17 protein-coding genes are annotated in these 17,725 nt (G+C 69.2%); 6 read left to right on the forward strand and 11 right to left on the reverse strand.

Annotated features, from left to right (window positions below; all coding sequences use genetic code 11):
* Positions 1-20 precede the first annotated feature (20 nt).
* From ACWF0M_RS24285 to ACWF0M_RS24295, 3 genes are read right to left on the reverse strand one after another with little or no spacing between them, the layout of a single operon-like run.
* Complete coding sequence (locus ACWF0M_RS24285) at positions 21-872, reverse strand: PASTA domain-containing protein (protein WP_452237986.1); 852 nt, start codon at positions 870-872, stop codon at positions 21-23.
* Positions 869-1,360 carry a SigE family RNA polymerase sigma factor gene (locus ACWF0M_RS24290; RefSeq protein WP_452237987.1) on the reverse strand — a complete coding sequence of 164 codons (492 nt, stop codon included), beginning with the start codon at positions 1,358-1,360 and terminating at the stop codon, positions 869-871. The genes ACWF0M_RS24285 and ACWF0M_RS24290 overlap by 4 nt, the downstream gene beginning before the upstream one ends.
* A gap of 50 nt (positions 1,361-1,410) precedes the next feature.
* Positions 1,411-2,154, reverse strand: coding sequence for a PASTA domain-containing protein (locus ACWF0M_RS24295; protein ID WP_452237988.1), 744 nt, complete (start codon positions 2,152-2,154; stop codon positions 1,411-1,413).
* Between the two features lie 117 nt (positions 2,155-2,271).
* Here ACWF0M_RS24295 and ACWF0M_RS24300 point away from each other — a divergent pair, with 117 nt between their 5' ends.
* On the forward strand, positions 2,272-2,607 hold the full coding sequence (locus ACWF0M_RS24300; protein WP_452237989.1) for a PspC domain-containing protein: 336 nt from the start codon (positions 2,272-2,274) through the stop codon (positions 2,605-2,607).
* 86 nt (positions 2,608-2,693) lie between these two features.
* A complete protein-coding gene (locus ACWF0M_RS24305; protein ID WP_452237990.1) occupies positions 2,694-3,956 on the forward strand; it encodes a M48 family metalloprotease in 1,263 nt (420 codons plus the stop codon).
* Here the strand turns inward: ACWF0M_RS24305 and ACWF0M_RS24310 are convergent.
* Positions 3,953-4,918 (reverse strand): glycerophosphodiester phosphodiesterase, encoded by a 966-nt coding sequence (locus ACWF0M_RS24310; protein WP_452237991.1) that lies wholly within the window; start codon positions 4,916-4,918, stop codon positions 3,953-3,955. The genes ACWF0M_RS24305 and ACWF0M_RS24310 overlap by 4 nt on opposite strands.
* 160 nt (positions 4,919-5,078) lie before the next feature.
* Between ACWF0M_RS24310 and ACWF0M_RS24315 the strand changes: the two genes are divergently transcribed.
* Positions 5,079-6,800 carry an ABC transporter ATP-binding protein gene (locus ACWF0M_RS24315; RefSeq protein WP_452237992.1) on the forward strand — a complete coding sequence of 574 codons (1,722 nt, stop codon included), beginning with the start codon at positions 5,079-5,081 and terminating at the stop codon, positions 6,798-6,800.
* The gene (locus ACWF0M_RS24320; protein WP_452237993.1) at positions 6,797-8,533 is read left to right on the forward strand and encodes an ABC transporter ATP-binding protein; all 1,737 of its coding nucleotides are present in this window, start codon (positions 6,797-6,799) and stop codon (positions 8,531-8,533) included. Before ACWF0M_RS24315 ends, ACWF0M_RS24320 begins: the two co-directional genes overlap by 4 nt.
* Before the next feature lie 51 nt (positions 8,534-8,584).
* Here ACWF0M_RS24320 and ACWF0M_RS24325 read toward each other — a convergent pair whose 3' ends face one another.
* Together ACWF0M_RS24325 and ACWF0M_RS24330 are read right to left on the reverse strand one after the other, a co-directional pair.
* Positions 8,585-9,127 (reverse strand): rRNA adenine N(6)-methyltransferase family protein, encoded by a 543-nt coding sequence (locus tag ACWF0M_RS24325; RefSeq protein WP_452237994.1) that lies wholly within the window; start codon positions 9,125-9,127, stop codon positions 8,585-8,587.
* Positions 9,128-9,188: 61 nt separating this feature from the next.
* A complete protein-coding gene (locus ACWF0M_RS24330) occupies positions 9,189-10,181 on the reverse strand; it encodes a CapA family protein (protein WP_452238054.1) in 993 nt (330 codons plus the stop codon).
* 246 nt (positions 10,182-10,427) lie between these two features.
* Between ACWF0M_RS24330 and map the strand changes: the two genes are divergently transcribed.
* Positions 10,428-11,195, forward strand: a complete 768-nt coding sequence (gene map, locus ACWF0M_RS24335; RefSeq protein ID WP_452237995.1) for a type I methionyl aminopeptidase — start codon at positions 10,428-10,430, stop codon at positions 11,193-11,195.
* Between the two features lie 581 nt (positions 11,196-11,776).
* Here the strand turns inward: map and ACWF0M_RS24340 are convergent.
* Genes ACWF0M_RS24340 through ACWF0M_RS24350 form a run of 3 tightly spaced genes read right to left on the reverse strand, consistent with a single transcriptional unit; the run spans position 11,777 to position 14,242 of the window.
* Positions 11,777-12,793: an Rv2578c family radical SAM protein gene (locus ACWF0M_RS24340; RefSeq protein ID WP_452237996.1), complete on the reverse strand. Its 1,017-nt coding sequence runs from the start codon at positions 12,791-12,793 to the stop codon at positions 11,777-11,779.
* A gap of 32 nt (positions 12,794-12,825) precedes the next feature.
* A complete protein-coding gene (locus tag ACWF0M_RS24345; protein WP_452237997.1) occupies positions 12,826-13,392 on the reverse strand; it encodes a DinB family protein in 567 nt (188 codons plus the stop codon).
* A gap of 16 nt (positions 13,393-13,408) precedes the next feature.
* Positions 13,409-14,242: an NmrA family NAD(P)-binding protein gene (locus ACWF0M_RS24350; RefSeq protein ID WP_452237998.1), complete on the reverse strand. Its 834-nt coding sequence runs from the start codon at positions 14,240-14,242 to the stop codon at positions 13,409-13,411.
* A 70-nt stretch (positions 14,243-14,312) separates the two neighbouring features.
* Here ACWF0M_RS24350 and ACWF0M_RS24355 point away from each other — a divergent pair, with 70 nt between their 5' ends.
* The gene (locus tag ACWF0M_RS24355; RefSeq protein WP_452237999.1) at positions 14,313-15,095 is read left to right on the forward strand and encodes a TetR/AcrR family transcriptional regulator; all 783 of its coding nucleotides are present in this window, start codon (positions 14,313-14,315) and stop codon (positions 15,093-15,095) included.
* On the opposite strand, the gene ACWF0M_RS24360 is transcribed toward ACWF0M_RS24355, so the two are convergent.
* Together ACWF0M_RS24360 and guaA are read right to left on the reverse strand one after the other, a co-directional pair.
* The gene (locus tag ACWF0M_RS24360; RefSeq protein ID WP_452238000.1) at positions 15,092-16,072 is read right to left on the reverse strand and encodes an ArsR/SmtB family transcription factor; all 981 of its coding nucleotides are present in this window, start codon (positions 16,070-16,072) and stop codon (positions 15,092-15,094) included. The genes ACWF0M_RS24355 and ACWF0M_RS24360 overlap by 4 nt on opposite strands.
* 88 nt (positions 16,073-16,160) lie before the next feature.
* Positions 16,161-17,723, reverse strand: a complete 1,563-nt coding sequence (gene guaA, locus ACWF0M_RS24365; protein ID WP_452238001.1) for a glutamine-hydrolyzing GMP synthase — start codon at positions 17,721-17,723, stop codon at positions 16,161-16,163.
* Positions 17,724-17,725: the final 2 nt, after the last annotated feature.

The following is a 17,725-nucleotide window of genomic DNA, read 5'->3' on the forward strand; positions in this document are numbered from 1 at the left end:
GGCCCCACCGACATTTCGGATCAGCGCGCGACCGTCACCGTCACGCTCGAGCCGACAGCCAGCATCGTGCCCACGGCCGGTGACACGCCGAGGATGGTGCCGGTCGGGTAGCTGGGCGACGTCACCCGCTTGTACTGCGGCTTGAGTCCGGCTGCCGCCAGCTCCGGCGCATAGGCCCCCGCGACGGGGTTGATGGGCGTGCCGGCGAGCGAGGAGTAGCTGGGTACGCCGGACCGGTCCGGCACGATCTGGATCCAGCCGAGCATCCGCTCGACCTCCTGCGCGCTCGTCGACGAGTCCGCCAGGAACCACACCTTGAGCGACGGAATGCTCACAGTGCTGACACAGGTCGTCGTATTGGCCTTGGGGTAGTTGGACGTCGAGCAGGTCGTCCGCTGCCGCTCGGCGCGCACACCGTCGATCTCGAACGTCTCGTCAGCGCGGAAGTCGACTCTCGGCTTCCCGTAGTACAGCCCCACGCTCTCGATGCCTGGGAGGCGGTAGGCCAGGCAGAAGGTCGCAGCGCTCGGGTCGTCGATCAGGACGGTGTCCTGTTTCGGTGTGCCGCACGCGCTCTTGTTGGTCGGCCAGTCCGCCGGAACGGCGATGGCGGCGTGGCCGAAGCCGACCAGTCGGGTCGCCGGCACGACCGGGGTCGGGGTTGGTGACGTCACAGGGGCGGTTGGTTCGCGGGAGGTCAGCAGGGTGGTCCCGCCGATGACAGCTGCGACGGCGACGGCAGCGGTGACTGTGAGTGCCGTCGTACGGCGGCGTCGGCGGCGGGTCGCTCCGGCTCGGAGGGCGTCCAGTGGGGGTGGGCCTACGGGGGTCTGGTTGGCGGTGCGTTCCAGGAGGTCGGTCAGGTCGGTCATCGGGGTTCTCGCAGTTCTGCCAGGTGTGGGTCCTGTGCCAGGGCCTTCACTGCTCGGGACAGTCGGCTCTTGACCGTGCCGGCGGCGACGCCCAGTACGGACGCCATCTGCTGCTCGCTCAGGTGCGCGTAGTACCGCAGTACGACGGCCGTGCGCTGGTCGCCCGGCAGGCGGTCGAGTGCGCGCATCACGGCGTCCGTTTCGTCGACACCTGCTGTCTGGTCACCACCCGGGGACTCCGGCACGGACGCGGACGGCAGCTCACCGTGCCAGCGGCGTCTGCGGGAGGAGCGGAAGCAGTTGACCAGTACGCGGTGCACGTACGCGTCACGGTCCTCCGCTGCCCGTACCCGGTTCCACTTGAGTAGGCATCGCTCCAGCGCGGACTGGACGAGGTCCTCCGCTTCAGACGGCGTACAGCCGAGCAGAACCGCGGAACGGACCAGCTTGGGCCAGCGCGCGGTGACGTACTCGGTGAACTCGTCCATGTCCCTCCCTCACCCCTACAGACAGGGTGATGGGTCCCTGAGGTTCCGGCCTACTTGACTGTCAGCGTGACTGTCTCACCGGGGCTCAGCAGGGTCCCGGGAGGCGGAGAGACGCCGACGACGCGGCCTGCCTTGTACACGGTCGACGTCCTGGTACGGAACGCTGTCTTCAGGCCCAGCGCCCGGATGCGCTGCGCGTACGTCGTACCGTCTCGGCTCTCGTCCAACGACCACGAGCTCGGTACGCCGACCCGGTCCGGCAGGATCTGGATCCGGGCGAGGATCTGATCCACCTCGTCGGCACTTGTGGACGACGAGGCCCTGAACCAGACGTGCAAGGACGGGAAGCCCACTGCGCCCCAGCACACGTCGTCACTCGCACAGCCGGTCTTGCGGCGCTCGGCGTACACACCGTCCACGGTGATCGTCTCGTCCCTCCGGAAGCCACTCGGCGGGGCGGTGACGAGCTCCACGCTGTCAACGTCCGGCGGGCGCGGCAGGTCGCAGTACGACGCAGCGGACGGGTCGTCGATCAGAACGGTGTCCCGGTGCGGCGTACCGCAGCGACTGGCGTTCGTGCCCCAGGCCTTCGGCACGGTGATCGCCACGTGCCCGTAGCCGACCGTCCGCATCGCCACAGGCTCCGGGGTCGGCTCTGGGGTCGGGATCAGGGTCCCTGTGCCACTGGAGCTCAGCAGGTTGGTGACGCCGATGACGGCCACCACAGTGGTCGCGGCGGCGGCCGACGCCAGCACGCCGCGGCTGCGGGACGTACCGTCGCGCGGGGGCTCCACCCCCTAAGTCTCCGCGCCGGCGAAGCGTCTTGTCACGAAAGTCGTCAGGGGCGGGTCAGGGGTAGGTCGGTACCGATCCTGATGTGCTGGAGGTGCCTGGAACGGGACAGTGGAGCCATGACGAACTCCAACGCACCATTCCAGAACCTGTCCGGCAAGGTCCTCCGTCGCTCCGCCAACCAGCGGATGCTCTCCGGGGTGTCCGGCGGCATCGCCGACTACCTGAACGTTGACGTCACGCTGGTCCGCCTCGGCTGGGTCGGCCTCACCCTGATCACCGGCGGCGCCGCGCTGATCGGCTACGCGGTCGCCTGGATCGTGATCCCGGAGTCCGACGGCAAGGCCGTCTGGCAGAACGTCCAGCAGTCGGTCAACCAGAACCAGGACACGACCGAGAACGACATCGCTTCCCGCCTCTACGACGACACCAACAACAAGCCCCCGGCGGCGTGAGCATGACTGCGCCCACCAGAGGCGCAGCACCCCAGGCGGGGTGACGACAACTCGCCACCCCGCCGCCGCGCTGCAACACTGCCGTGGTGCAGCGCACCGAAGAGATCTCCAACTGCCCCGAGTGCGGGCATCAGATCCGGGTCGACCGGCGGTACGTCACCTGGTGTGACAAGTGCGACTGGAACGTCGACCCCACACCTGTAGACGACCAGACGCCGCCCTGGCGGCTTCGGCTCGAGCACCGCCTCGCCGAAGCCCTCTACCGTGAACTGGAGGCCGGGAGCATCCACCGCCCCGGCTGGGACGCCGCCAGGATCAGTGCACATGTCCTGTCCGCTCTGATCCTCCTGCTACCGCTGATCGCCTTCCTGGCCGGCGTCGCGCTGATCGTCTTCTACCGACCACTCTGGCTCAGCGGGATGCTCGCGCTCCTCGCTTTCGCTGTGGCGTTCCTCTTCCACCCACGCGCTGCGCGACTAGCCGAGGACGTGCAGCCGGTGCCGCGCAACCAGGCCCCCACCCTGTACGCCGTCCTCGACGAACTGGCCGACGCGATCGGCACCAGGCGGGTGACGACCGTCGTCGTCAACGTGGAGGCGAACGTCTGGTACCAGCAGATCGGCTGGCGATTCCGTCCGGTCGTCGGCATTGGGCTGCCGCTCTGGGCAGGTCTGCGACCGCAGGAGCGGATCGCGGTCCTGGCGCACGAATTCGGCCACGGGCGGCACGGCGATGCCCGGAGCGGTTGGCTGGTCGGCGCCGCCTGGTCGGTTCTGCATGAGCTGCAGGAGACCTTCACGGAGCAGCATGGCGACCGGATCAGGCGAGAGCTCGGCTACGACGAACCGACCGGTGCCACTATGGTCAGCCGGATGCTCAACGCGACCATCGGCACCTTGGTGCGAGGGGTCGCCTGGCTGCTCGAGCGGCTGGCGCTGCGCGGCGGCCAGCGGGCGGAGTATCTCGCCGACCGCAAAGCCGGTGAGATCGCCGGTTCCGAGGCGACCGCACAAGCGCTCGAGCGGCTGGTCCTGGCCGGCGCGTCGTACCGTGCGTTGGAGCGAGCGGTCCGCTTCCCGACCGAGATCGAGCCGCTGGAGGCAGTCCGGCGGGAAGTGACCGAAGTCCCGGCGCGGGAGATCGAACGCCGTCTGCGGGTCAGCCGCCTCCGCGACACGAGGACCGACGCGACGCACCCGCCGACGTACCTCCGCACCAGGCTCCTCCGCAGCCGTCCCGCCACCACCGCCCGTCTGGACCTGGGAATCGACCGCAGCCGCGCCATCGATCACGAACTCCAGCCGACAGCCGCGAAGGCCCTGGCCGAACTACGCGCGAGTCTCCGCTAGACGTTCAGAGCCGGTTTGCGGAGGGCGGCTACTGCCTGGTCCGGGTGGTCGGAGAAGACGCCCTGCAGGCCGAGGGCGGCGAAGCGGGTCAGTTCGGTGGTGAAATCGGTCCCGGTCGGCAGGAAGCGGCGCTCGGCGCGGAACGTCCAGACCTGGACCCCCAGACCGGCACGGTGGGCGTCGTCGACCAGGCGAGTAGGTTCCCCGAGGCACCCGTCCGCGCTGCGCGGCACGACCAGGTCCTTGTACGGCGCCAGCACCTGTGCGTACGTCGCGATCTCCCGTAGCCCCCGAGGCTCGATCAGGTCGGCGTACGTGCGCCCGTCACCGGTCCGCAGGAAGTCGTTCGGTGCGCTCTCGGAGTCGATCAGCTGCACCAGCGGCACCCGTGTCATCACCGACAGCCGCCGCAGGCTCGTCGGCTCGAACGACTGGATCATGATCTCGTCCGGACGCAGCCCGAGCGCCAGGATCCGCTCGGTGAGCAGCTCCTCCAGCGGCAGGCCGAGCCGCCGGAAGTACGTCGGGTGCTTGATCTCCGGCAGTACCCCGATCGGCCGTCCCAGCCGCGCCGACTCCCGGCGCGCCAGCGCGACCACCTCGTCGAAGGTGGGGATCTCCTCCAGCCCGTCGTACGCCGTGTTGTTCGCCCGGAGCGCGGGCATCCGCTCCCGGGTCCGCAGCGTCCGCAGCTCGGCGAACGTGAAGTCCTCGACGAACCAGCCGGTGACCGCGGTCCCGTCGACGATCTTGGTGATCCTCCGGTCGGCGAACACCGGGTGCTCCGCGACGTCCGTCGTACCGGAGATCTCGTTCTCGTGCCGGCAGACCAGGACGCCGTCGAGGGTCGCGACCAGGTCGGGCTCCAGGAAGTCGGCTCCCTGGGCCGCGGCCAGGCGGTAGGCCGCCGGTGTGTGTTCCGGGCGGTAGCCACTCGCTCCCCGATGCGCGATCACCAACATGGGTCCAGGACAGGGGCCGGACATGACCCGATGGGAACCCGTTGCCCAACGCAAGGTGAAGGTCTACCGACCGTCACCGTCACCGCGCGTGTTTGGAGTGTCCACAGGTGCGATTAATTCGCATGCGACTGTCGGTCGCGGCACCTAGCCTGAGAAGGCTATGAGACAACTGCCGCTCGCCGATCCCGGCGTCCCGAATCATCGCTCGCCGGCCCGCTACCTGTGGTGGGTCGCGGGCGGTCAGGCACGCACGCTCGCCGGCGGGATGGCGTTCGGCATCCTGTGGATGGCGTCGCAGGCGTTCATCCCGGCGATCCTCGGGCGGGCGATCGACGAGGGCGTCGCGGCCCGCGACGGCGAGCGGCTGCTGCGCTGGACCGCGCTGCTGTTCGCGGTCGGTGTGGTGCAGGCGACCGCGGGCATCATGCGGCACCGGTTCGCGGTCACCAACTGGCTGATCGCGGCGTACCGGACGGTCCAGGTGGTGACGCGGAAGTCGGCCGACCTCGGCGCGACACTGCCCAAGCAGCTGGCCACCGGCGAGGTGGTCAGCATCGGCGCCGGCGACCTGTCCTACATCGGCAACCTGATGGAGATCTCGGCCCGGTTCGCCGGCGCGATCGTCGCGTTCGTGGTGGTCGCGGCGATCCTGCTGTCGTCGTCGACCGTGCTCGGTCTGGTGGTGCTGATCGGCGTACCGATCATGCTGTTCTGCCTCGGGCCGATGCTGCGGCCGCTGCACAAGCGGCAGTCCGCGCAGCGCGAGGCGGTCGGCGAGCTGAACTCACTGGGCTCGGACATCGTGGCCGGTCTGCGGGTGCTGCGCGGCATCGGCGGTGAGGAGTCGTTCTCCAAGCGCTACCGGAGCGAGTCACAGGAGGTGCGGAAGGCCGGCGTACGGGTGGCCGGCATCCAGTCCGTGCTGGACGCGGCACAGGTGCTGTTGCCAGGCATCTTCGTCGTACTGGTGGTCGGTCTGGGTGCGCACTTCGCTCTGCGCGGTGACCTCAGTGCCGGCTCGCTGGTCGCGTTCTACGGGTACGCGACGTTCCTGGTGCTGCCACTGCGTACGGCGACCGAGTTCGCCAACCAGCTGATGCGTGGACTGGTCGCAGCAGGCCGGGTCATCCGAGTGCTGAAGCTGGAGACCGACATCACCGACCCGGAGACACCGGTGCAGTTGCCGGACCACGGCGACCTGGTCGATCCGGTCTCCGGTGTCCGCGCCCGCGACGGACTGCTCACCGCAGTCGTCTCCGCCGAGCTGGACAGCTACGACAAGCTCGCAGACCGCCTGGGTCGGTACGACGAGGCAAGCGAGGTCAGGTACGGCGGTGTCACGCTGGCCAGCGCTACGCGCGCAGACGTCCGGGAGCAGATCCTGGTGAGCGACACGGGCTCTCAGCTGTTCACCGGTGTGCTGCGAACGGAGCTGGACCCAGCAGGTCGTCGTACCGATGACGAACTGATGGCCGCGCTGCGTACGGCGTCCGCGGAGGACGTGCTCGTCGCGCTGCCGGACGGGCTCGACTCCGAGGTGGAGGAGAAGGGCCGCTCGTTCTCCGGTGGACAGCGCCAGCGGCTCGTCCTGGTACGCGCGCTGCTCGCGGACCCGTCCGTGCTGGTCCTGGTCGAGCCGACGTCGGCCGTCGACGCGCACACCGAGGCACGGATCGCGGACCGGCTGCGCGACCACCGATCCGGCCGCAGCACCGTCGTACTGACCGCGAGCCCGCTGCTGCTGGACCGCGTCGACGAGGTGATCTTCGTCGCCGCCGGGCGCGTCGTTGCCACCGGCAAGCACCGCGAGCTGCTCGAGAGCACCCCGCAGTACCGCAGGACCGTCACCCGCCAGACCGAAGAAGAGGAGGCCCTTCGATGAGGCAGATCCTGCCCGTGGCCGGGCCGGCCGAGATTCGGCGGCACGCCCGGCGACTGGCCCGGCGGCACCCGCGCAACCTGACGATCGCACTGCTCCTGCACGGGCTCGCGGCAGTCAGCGGGCTCGCGGCGCCGCGGCTGATCGGCAATCTGGTGCAGGACGTGCAGAACGGCACGACCGCCGCCAAGGTCAACGTGGTGATCATCGTGATCGCCGGCTTCATCGTCGCGCAGTCGCTGCTGACCCGGTGGGCGCGGTACCGGTCGTTCGCGCTGGGCGAGCAGGTGCTGGCCGAGCTGCGCGAGGAGTTCGTCGACAACGCGCTGGCGCTGCCGATCGGTACGGTCGAGCGGGCCGGCACCGGTGACCTGCTGTCGCGGACGTCGCGCGACGTCGACACGTTGTCCCGCACCGTGCGGTTCGCCGTACCGGAGACGATCATCGCGTTCGTGACCGTGATCTTCACCGCGGTCGCCACGCTGCTGGTCGGCGTCTGGGTGCTGGTGCCGATGCTCGCGATGGTCCCGCTGCTCTGGCTGAGCACGAAGTGGTACCTGGGCCGCGCCAAGGACGGGTACCTCCGCGAGAACGCGGCGTACGCGCAGATGACCAGCTCCCTCGCGGAGACGGTCGAAGGCGCGCGGACGGTCGAGGCCCTGCGGCGGTACGACGACCGTGTGCGGCGCGGTGACGTGGACATCCGCGGGAGCTACCTGGCTGAGCGCTACACGATGTTCCTGCGGACCGTGTACTTCCCGGCCGCCGAGCTCGGGTACCTCGTGCCGGTCGTCGGCACGCTGCTGTTCGGCGGCTGGCTGCACCTCAACGGGCACGTCACGCTCGGCGCCGTGACGGCCGCCGTGCTGTACGTGAACCAACTGATCGACCCGGTCGACCGGTTGCTGTCCTGGCTGGACGAGCTCCAGTCCGGCGGCGCCGCGTTCGCGCGACTGCTCGGCATCAGCGACGTACCGGACGACCGGACGCCGTCGGGGCGGGAGCCGTCCGGTGAGCTCGTTGAGGCACGTGACGTGCGGTTCTCGTACGTCGACGGCCGCGACGTGCTGCACGGCGTCGACCTCACGATCCAGCCAGGCGAGCGGATCGCGATGGTCGGGCCGTCCGGTGCGGGCAAGTCGACGCTGGGCCGGCTCGTCGCGGGCATCCATCCGCCGCGGACCGGTTCGGTGACGGTCGGCGGTGTGGGGATGACGGAGCTGCCGCTGGACGAGCTGCGCAAGCAGGTCGCTCTGGTCACGCAGGAGCACCACGTCTTCGTCGGAACGCTCCGGGACAACCTCTCGATGGCGCGTCCGTCCGCAACGGACGCGGACCTGCTTGACGCACTTGGAGCAGTGGACGCGCGAGAGTGGGCCGTGGCGCTGCCGGACGGGCTGGACACTCGCGTCGGGTCCGGGCAGCTGGCGTTGACGCCGGCGCAGGCGCAGCAGTTGGCGCTGGCGCGTCTGGTGCTGGCTGACCCGCACACGTTGGTGCTCGACGAGGCGACGTCGCTGATCGACCCGCGGGCTGCGCGGCACATGGAGCGCTCGCTGGCCGCCGTACTGGAAGGCCGAACGGTCATAGCGATCGCCCACCGCCTCTACACCGCCCACGACGCCGACCGCGTCGCCGTAGTAGAGGACGGCCGCATCTCGGAGCTAGGCAGCCACGACGAACTAGTAGCCCGCCAAGGCCCCTACGCCGCCCTCTGGACCTCCTGGCACGGCTGACAGCAGAAACCCCCACAAGGTCACCTCTGACCTTGTGGGGGTTGCGCCCCTCTAGCGTTTGCGCAGTACCAGGACTGCTGAATCGACATGTGGCGGTGGGGTGAAAGCTTTGCGGGGAAGGCGAAGTCCGAGGGACGGGTTGTAGTGGCGGAACCACCGGTTCGCCCCGGGTGCGTCTCCGCGAACCCACCGATTCGCCACCTGCCGCTGCAGCACCAGATCCGCCGACACCAGGCGTGAACCCGGCGCCAGCAAGCGCTTCAGCAACAGAGTGGAGATGTTGTACGGCGGACTCGACACCACCCGGAACGGCCGCGACGGCAACCGCAGATCACCGGCATCGGCCCGGACGACCGTCACCGGCGCGTCGGCGAACCGCCGGCGCAACCGATCGGCACGACCGGGATGGAGTTCGACGGCGACCACCCGGGCGCCGGCCTGGACCAGCGGCGCGGTCAGCGCACCCAGTCCGGCCCCGACATCGAGGACGAGCTCGCCGGGTTCGATCCCGGCCGCGTCCACAACCCGTTGGGCCCAACGACTATCGAGCGGATGCCATCCCCAGGCACCCCTCGCCTGCCCGGAGGCGGGCACGACGGACCATCACGAAGTACGTAATCATGCACTCGACCCTAGACCGCCACGACGCCTTGGCTCAAAGCATTTTCGGCGTCGCGCCCAGTGCCGTCACGGTCTCCGTCGTACGGCGCTGCGCGAGCTCGAGCCGGCTCCGCTTCGCCACCGAGTCGCCCTTCGCGAGCTCCCGGCGTACGTCGAGAACGCGGACCGGAAGCACGTCCGTCATGAGCAGCGGCGCGTACTCGGCCGCGGTCGTCCAGCGGTCGCCGGTGCGGGTGAACGTGAAGCGGGCCAGGAGCCCTTCGGCCTTGGTGCTGTTGGGTTCGCGATGCGCCGCGACCAGGTTGCCGAGTCCGTACGCGACCCACTTGCCGTCGATCTCCTCCATCGGCTGCACGACATGCGCGTGGTGGCCGATCACCAGATCGATGTTGCTGTCGGCAAGCAGTTGCGGAGCGACCTCACGCTGCTGGTCGTTGAGCTTGTTCGAGTACTCCGTACCCCAGTGGCAGCTGACCAGCACGAGATCGGCACCACGATCACGGGCCTCCTGTGCCTTCAACTTGATCGTCTTCGCGCTGATCGTGGCCGCCCGCCAGGTCTCGCCGTTCGGGTACGGCAGGCCGTTGAAACCGAACGTGAAACTGAGCGACGCGACGTTCACTCCCCCGACGTCGACGATCGTGATCTGCTCGGCCTCGGCCCGCGACCGCGCCGTACCGGCATGCTTCAGCCCGACCTTGTCCAGGGTGTCGAGCGTCCGGTCGACGCCGGCCGCGCCGCCGTCGAAGCTGTGATTGCTCGCGGTCGTGCACAGGTCGTACCCGGTCTGCTTGAGCGCCGCGGCGATCTGCGGCGGACCCTGGAAGAGCGGGTAGCCGTGGTACGGCCCGCCGTCGCGCGCCAGCGGTGTCTCCAGATGCGCGATCGCGAGATCCGCCTTCTGGACAAGGGGTTTCACGCTGCTCATCAGCGGCGCGAAGTCCCAGCGGCCGTCGTCGCCGTCGCGTTTCGCGGTGGTCCACAGACGTTCGTGGAGCAGTACGTCGCCGGTCGCGACGACCGTGATCCGTTCCGCGGCTTGCTCTGCTTCGGCTCCGCCGTCTTCGTCGGCTGATCACCCGTATCGGCGAACGTGTCAGCCAGACATCCACTCGTCGCAACCGCCGCGGCTCCAGCGAGCAATCCCCCGAGCACCGCGCGTCGTCGTACCGCCATCCCGACCCCCAAACCCTAGTTGTCGTTGAAGACGCTGCGCAGGGAGTGTTAGTTGGGGTTGTGGTAGTAGTACCGGTATAACTATCCCGGAGGAATCATGGTCGAGTTGAAGACACCGGAGCAGATCGAGCAGATGCACGCGGCCGGGCGGGTCGTCGGCACCGCGCTCGCAACGGTGAAGAAGGAGGCCGCGGTCGGCGTCTCCTTGCGTGAACTCGACGAGGTGGCCCGCGACGTACTGCGCTCCGCCGGGGCGGTGTCGTTGTTCGACGGATACCAGCCCGGGTTCGCGACCTCACCCTTCAGCGGCGTGATCTGTACGTCGGTGAACGACGCCGTACTGCACGGGCTGCCGTCCGACCAGCGGCTCGCCGACGGAGACCTGCTCAACGTGGACTGCGGCGCCTCCATCGACGGATGGTGCGCGGACTCGGCGATCAGCTTCTGCATCGGTACGCCGCGGGCCGAGGACCTGGAACTGATCGCGACGACCGAAGAGGCCCTCGCCGCGGGGATCGCGGCCGCAGTCGAAGGCAACCGGATCGGCGACATCGGCGCCGCGATCGGAGAAGTCGGCCATCGAGCCGGCGTCGGCACCAACCTGGACTTCGGCGGCCACGGCGTCGGACGCCGCATGCACGAAGAGCCACACATCCCCAACGGCGGCCGCCCCGGCCGCGGCCTCAGACTCCGCGCCGGCCACGTCTTCGCCATCGAACCCTGGTTCTGGTCCGGCCCCGGCTCCACCTACAGCATCGACGAAGACGGCTGGACCCTCCGCTCCGCCGACCGAACCCGCGGCGCCCACGCCGAACACACCGTAGCCCTAACCCCCGAAGGCCCCCAGATCCTCACCCTCCCGTAGCCGAACTCGGCGGCGGAGAGCACGCTGGCCGAGCGGACTCTCCTGCACGCAGTACGTAGGGGGATTGGGGAGTCCTACCCACCTGAAACGACCAGCAGGATTCCCCACACCACCAAGCCAGCAGACATCGTCGACGGACTGTGGCCGGCGTTGGGTCGATGTCCACGGACGCGCCGGGTGCGAGAACGCTGCTCCGGCGACGGTCGGCCGGCGCTGCGACCACCGCGGTCATCGGCCCTTCCTCGGGTCTGGGGAGGATTACCCACCCAGAACAGGCAACAGCACTCCCCACACCCGGCCAGAGGTTTCGGCACTTGCCTGTGACCACCTTGAGCGCGGGTCAACCACAATGCACGGCAGAAAACGGCTGATCGGTGCCCAAGGTAGCCACAGCGGACTCCGGCCGAGCCGCTCACCCTCTCGTCTCTGCCCCTATCAGTTCGCTCTGCGGCCGCCATCCTGACGATCCCCCACGCCTTCGCGGAATCCGCCCAACTCCACCGCTGAACATGACTCACGCCGGAAACCTCCGCGACGAGACGTCATGAGCCGGGCGCGGATTCACGCCATGGCGGAGTGGGTCAGAAGAGGGCTTCTTGGCTGGACTCAGGGCGGTGCGTGCCGTTGATGGGGGCTGCGCGATGGGGGGAGGTTCTGGCGAAGCCGTGTTTGGTCAGGAGGGGGTGAAGTTTTTGGGTGAAGGATTTTTGGTAGCTAGGGGCGGCGTTGGGGCCGTGGGCGTAGAGGGAGTTGTAGCGGCTTACGAGGTTGGGGTGGTCGTCGGAGAGCCATTGCATGAACCACTCCTTGACGCCGGGGCGTAGGTGGAGGAGTAGCGGGGTGACACCGGTGGCGCCGGCCTCGGACAGTTGGGCCAGGAGGTCGTCCAGTTGGTCTGTCGAGTCGGTGAGCCAGGGTAGGACGGGGGCGACCATGACGCCGCAGGGGAGGTCGGCGTTGCGGACGGCTCGGATCAGGTCGAGGCGGCCGCGGATCGAGGGGACGCCGGGTTCGAGGCGGCGCCGGAGGGCTTCGTCGCCCAGGGCGAGGGAGAGGCCGATGCCGACGGAGACCTCGGCGGAGGCCGCCGACAGCAGCTCCAGGTCCCGGCGGAGCAGGGTGCCCTTGGTGAGGATCGACAGCGGTGTGCCCGATCCGGCGAGGGCCTCGATGATGCCGGGCATCAGGCGGTAGCGGCCCTCGGCGCGCTGGTACGGGTCCGTGTTGGTGCCCAGGGCAACTTGTTCGTGGCGCCAGGACGGGCGGGCGAGCTCACGGCGCAGGACGTCGGCCACGTTCGTCTTGACGACGATCTGCTGGTCGAAGTCCAGGCCGGCGTCGAGTTCGAGGTACTGGTGGGTGGGCCGGGCGAAGCAGTACCGGCAGGCGTGCGAGCAGCCGCGGTACGGGTTGACGGTCCAGTTGAACGGCAGCGCCGTACCGGGGACGGAGTTCAGCGCCGACCGCGCCAGCACCTCGTGGAACGTGATCCCCTGGAACTCCGGTGTCGTCACCGACCGGACCAGCCCCGCGATCGACCCGAGCCCCGGCAACGTCCCCGGAGTCTCGGCATCAACCCGCTGCCCGGCCCACCTCATGCCTCATAGTCGAACACATGTTCGCACGAACGTCAAACGGCGGCAGCCCGGGCGGCCTCCTCGACACGAGCGCGGTACGCCGCCCACCATTCCGCGTCCTGCTCGGGCAGGTTCGAGTTGGTCGGGCGCATGCCGGCCGCGCCGTCCAGCTGTTCGCGGAGGATGTCGGCGTGGCCCGCGTGGCGGCTGGTTTCGGCGAGGACGTGGACGAGGATGCCGTGCAGCGTCACCGACGGGTTGCGCCACCACGGCACCTGGCCCGGCGCGTCCACGGCGAGCGCCTCGATCGTCGCATCCGCGTGCACGCACGCCCGCTGGTAGCGGTCGACGATCTCGGCGCGGGTCTCGTCCGCGGTGGCCCACATCTCGACATTCGGTTCGGCGTCGTCGTCCCACCACGGCAGCTCTTCGGGGAACGGCCGGTCGAACGTCTTCCCGAAGTACCAGGCCTCGACGATCGACAGGTGCTTGACGAGGCCGAGGAGGTTGGTCCCGCTCGGCGTCAACGGCCGGCGGATGTCGTACTCGCCGAGCCCGTCCAGCTTCCAGACGATCGCCTCGCGGGCCTCACGGAGGTAGCCGTGCAGTTTTTCCTTCACAACCGCGCATCATGCCTCAGACGAAGGCCGCCACGTTGGCGCGAGCCCATTCGCGGTACGTCGTACCCGGTCGGCCCGTGAGGTCGAACACCGCCGGCTCCGGCTTCATCGGATGTTCGGCCATCATCCGGAAACCGTCCAGCAGCCACTGCGCCGTCTCGCGCCCGATCACCGGCGTCAGCCGCTCGAGGTACTCGTCCGGCGTCTGCTCCTCGAACCGCACCTCCCGCCCGATCGCCTCCGAGATACACGCGACCTCCTCCGGCTGCGTGATTCCCTCGGGTCCGCTCATGGTGATCTTCTGCCCGCCGTACTCCTCCGACAGCAGCACCACCCGCGCCACCGCGGCGATGTCAGCGAGATCGATCGGCGTCTGCACGGCACCGGCGTACGGCGCCCGCACCACCCCGTCCGCCTTGATCGACGGAGCCCAGTCGAGCGTGTTGTTCATGAACTGCCCCGGCCTCAGGAACGTCCAGTCGAAGCCGCCCGCCTCGATCGCCCGCTCGATCCGGTAGTAGTGCCACGTCGACGGATCCCCTTGCGCCTCGTACTCCGCAGGCTCCCCGGACAGTACGACGACCCGCCGCACGCCGGCGTCCCGCGCGCAGCGGACGAAGTCGTCGACGTACGCCGGAAGCGGCGCGAGGTACACGGTATCGATGCCGGCGAGCGCCGCAGGCAGCGTCTCCGGCTTGCCGAGGTACCCGCGCGCCACCTCCACGCCCTCCGGCAGCGCGGCCCGGACCGGCTTGTTGGTCAGCGCCCGCACCGGCGCACCCGCCGCCACCAACTCGTCGACGAGCAGCCGCCCCACGCTCGCCGTCGCACCCGTCACCAGGATCGTCATCCGAAATCCCCTCTCGATCAGAATTCTCGTAGGGTATACGAGAATTCAAGGAAGCGCCTATCGTTGGCCCGTGAGCGAGCGGCGGAGTGGCGAGGGGCAGCCGGACAAGACGCTGGCGTTGCTGTGGCGCAACCACCGCCACCCCACAGCTGACGAGTCCACCGACCGAAAGCGCGGCGCCGGCCGGCGGCCGTCGTTGAACGTGGACGACGTCGTGCAGGCAGGCATCCAGCTCGCCGACGACCAGGGCCTCGCGGCGGCGTCGATGGGCGGGCTCGCGAAGGAGCTCGGCGTCGGCACGATGACGCTCTACACGTACGTGCCGTCGAAGGACGAGCTGCTCGATCTGATGGTCGACCAGGTGCTCGGCGAACGCGAGCTGCCCGGCCCGGGTGAGCCGCGACCGGACGACTGGCGGCAGCAGGTGGAGCTCTACTCGCGGCAGACCCGTGCGATGTTCCAGCGGCACCTGTGGTTGTCACAGGTCTCAACGATCCGCCCACCGGTCGGGCCGGGCATGCTGGCGGGTCGCGAGTACCTCCTGTCCGCGTTACTCGGTCTAGGACTCGGAGCGCTCGAGACGAACACAGCCGCGCTCGCAATCACGACGTACGTCGACTCCGCGGCGAGCCTCGAGGCGGAGAGTCAACTGGTCGAGCGGGCGACCGGTCAGACCAACGACGCCTGGTGGGGCGAGCGGAACGAACTCTGGGAGACGTACTTCGACGTCGACCGGCATCCCGCGATGACCACGATCTGGCACGCCAAGGGCTACCAGTCCAGCACCCGCGAAGCCGCCGCCGACTCGTACCGCTACGGCCTCGACCGCCTCCTCGACGGCATCCAGCCCTAGGTGCGGGATCCGGTGAGAACGTCGGCGCCGATCGGATTGAGGATGTGCCGGACCGAGCTGCCGATGCGGTGCGTCGTGACCAGGCCGGTGTTGTGCAGGATCCGGGCGTGTTCGCTGGCCGACGCGAGCGAGATCCCAGCCCTGGCAGCCAGTTCGCTCGTCGAGCACGCGCCGCTCGAGATGCTCTTCAGCACCCGTGCCCGGGTCTTCCCGAGCAGGTCGGCCACGGCACGATCGCGATCGGCACGGCGTACGACGGACTCTGGTCGGCCGGCGTGCCGCACCGGGTACACGAGCACCGGTGGTAGCGCGGGATCGAGCAGCATCATCGGGTACTTCCAGCAGAAGAACGACGGCACCAGCCGCAGCCCCCGGCCGTTCAGGTGCAGATCCCGGTCGATGTGCGGCGTGTCGACCGACAGCACGGGGGCCTCCCAGCGCAGCGTCCGGTGCAGCTGCGGGATCAGCGACTCGAACCCGTCGTTGGCGACGGTGTCGTTGTGCCTGGCAACGGCCGACTCGATCGCCGGCGCGATCATCGGCATCTGCGGCGCGATCTTGGTCCGGTGGAACGACCGCAGCCCGTGCACGAGCCGGGTCATCACGCCGTTCTCACCGGCCGCGAGCCGCCGGCTCCAGGCCGGCAGCCGCACGCTGTCCGACAACCTGCCCAACTCGGATCTCAGCTGCCCGGGCGGTGTGGCGGCAACGGCCGCCAGTCCCGCCTCGAGTCCTTGACCCGCGGCGCGCGGTGTCAGGAAATCCGGTGAATACCCGACCGGCGGCGCCAGCGCGAGCAGCTCCTGCTCCAGCGCGCTCAGCCGGGCCCTCGCCCGCTCCCGCCAGGTGCCGAACGTCTCCGGCTCGTCATCGGTCTGCAGGACGTGGAGACCCAGCAGGACCTCCCACAACGGATCGGGCTCCTGCGCGATCGTCGTCCTGGCCAGATCCGCACACTCGAAATGAACGCGGAACACCACGGTCTCCTCCCCCGAGGAAGTCACCCGCCGTGGTCAACGGGCAACACAACGACCGTAACAGCCGTCGGGGTCACCCACCGTGACGCTACTCCCACTCGATGGTGCCCGGGGGCTTGCTGGTGACGTCGACGGTGACGCGGTTGATCTCGTCGACCTCGTTGGTGATGCGGGTCGAGATGCGCTCGATCACGTCGTACGGCAGGCGCGCCCAGTCGGCCGTCATCGCGTCCTCGCTGGTGACGGGACGCAGTACGACGGGGTGGCCGTACGTCCGGCCGTCGCCCTGGACACCGACGGACCGTACGTCGGCCAGCAGCACCACCGGGAACTGCCAGATGTCGCGGTCGAGACCGGCCGCGGTGAGCTCGGTGCGCGCGATCAGGTCCGCGGCGCGCAGGATGTCCAGCCGCTCGCGGGTGACCTCGCCGATGATCCGGATGCTCAGGCCGGGGCCCGGGAACGGGTGCCGGTAGACCATCGTCTCCGGCAGACCGAGCGCCAGGCCGAGCTCGCGGACCTCGTCCTTGAACAGCGTCCGCAGCGGCTCGATCAGGCTGAACTGCAGGTCGTCGGGCAGCCCGCCGACGTTGTGGTGCGACTTGATGTTCGCGGCACCGGCACCGCCGCCGGACTCGACCACGTCCGGGTACAGCGTGCCCTGGACCAGGAACTCGATGTGCCGCTCGGCGTCCACCTTGCGTGCGGTCGCCTCGAAGGTGCGGATGAACTCCCGGCCGACGATCTTGCGCTTCTGCTCCGGATCGGTCACCCCGGCCAGCGCGGTCAGGAACTGCTCCTCCGCGTCGATCGCCTCGAGCCGGATCCCGATCGCGGCGACGAAGTCCTTCTCGATCTGCTCCGACTCACCGGCCCGCTGCAGACCGTGGTCGACGTACACGCAGGTCAACTGGTCACCGATCGCCTTGTGTACCAGGGCCGCCGCGACCGCGGAGTCGACACCGCCGGACAACGCGCACAGCACCTGCTTGTCGCCGACCTGCTCACGGATCAGCTCGACCTGCTCCTCGACCACGTTGCTCGTGGTCCAGTCGCCCTTGCAGCCGGCGATCTCGTACAGGAAGTGTTCCAGCACGGCCTGCCCGGCCTGCGAGTGCAGGACCTCCGGGTGCCACTGCACACCGGCCAGCCGCCGGTCCAGGTCCTCGAACGCCGCGACCGGCGCGCCCTCGGACGCCGCGAGGACGGCGAACCCGGCGGGCGGCGCGTGCACCGCGTCACCGTGCGACATCCACACGTTCAGGTCCTCGGGGATGTCGGCGAGCAGCGTGCCCGCCTCGCTCACGGTCACCGGCGTACGGCCGAACTCGCGCAGTCCGGTACGCCGTACCTCGCCGCCGAGCGTCTGCGCCATCGCCTGGAAGCCGTAGCAGATGCCGAACGCCGGTACGCCGGCCTCGAACAGCCCGGAGTCGACCCGCGGCGCGCCCTCGGCGTACACCGACTGCGGTCCGCCGGACAGGATGATCGCCTTCGGGCCCTTCGCCAGCATCTCCTCGACCGGCATCGAGTGCGGCACGATCTCGGAGTACACCTTCGCCTCGCGCACGCGACGCGCGATCAGCTGCGCGTACTGCGCCCCGAAGTCGACGACTAGCACCAACTCATGCTGTGCATATTCTTGGGCCACGC

Source organism: Kribbella sp. NPDC055110 (genome assembly GCF_053607525.1).

What these genes read in the sequence shown, in the direction of transcription:
- ACWF0M_RS24285 (WP_452237986.1), bottom strand. Translation starts at nt 872, where the DNA reads ATGACCGACCTGACCGACCTCCTGGAACGCACCGCCAACCAGACCCCC.
- ACWF0M_RS24290 (WP_452237987.1), bottom strand. Translation starts at nt 1,360, where the DNA reads ATGGACGAGTTCACCGAGTACGTCACCGCGCGCTGGCCCAAGCTGGTC.
- ACWF0M_RS24300 (WP_452237989.1), top strand. Translation starts at nt 2,272, where the DNA reads ATGACGAACTCCAACGCACCATTCCAGAACCTGTCCGGCAAGGTCCTC.
- ACWF0M_RS24310 (WP_452237991.1), bottom strand. Translation starts at nt 4,918, where the DNA reads ATGTTGGTGATCGCGCATCGGGGAGCGAGTGGCTACCGCCCGGAACAC.
- ACWF0M_RS24315 (WP_452237992.1), top strand. Translation starts at nt 5,079, where the DNA reads ATGAGACAACTGCCGCTCGCCGATCCCGGCGTCCCGAATCATCGCTCG.
- ACWF0M_RS24320 (WP_452237993.1), top strand. Translation starts at nt 6,797, where the DNA reads ATGAGGCAGATCCTGCCCGTGGCCGGGCCGGCCGAGATTCGGCGGCAC.
- map (WP_452237995.1), top strand. Translation starts at nt 10,428, where the DNA reads ATGGTCGAGTTGAAGACACCGGAGCAGATCGAGCAGATGCACGCGGCC.
- ACWF0M_RS24340 (WP_452237996.1), bottom strand. Translation starts at nt 12,793, where the DNA reads ATGAGGTGGGCCGGGCAGCGGGTTGATGCCGAGACTCCGGGGACGTTG.
- ACWF0M_RS24350 (WP_452237998.1), bottom strand. Translation starts at nt 14,242, where the DNA reads ATGACGATCCTGGTGACGGGTGCGACGGCGAGCGTGGGGCGGCTGCTC.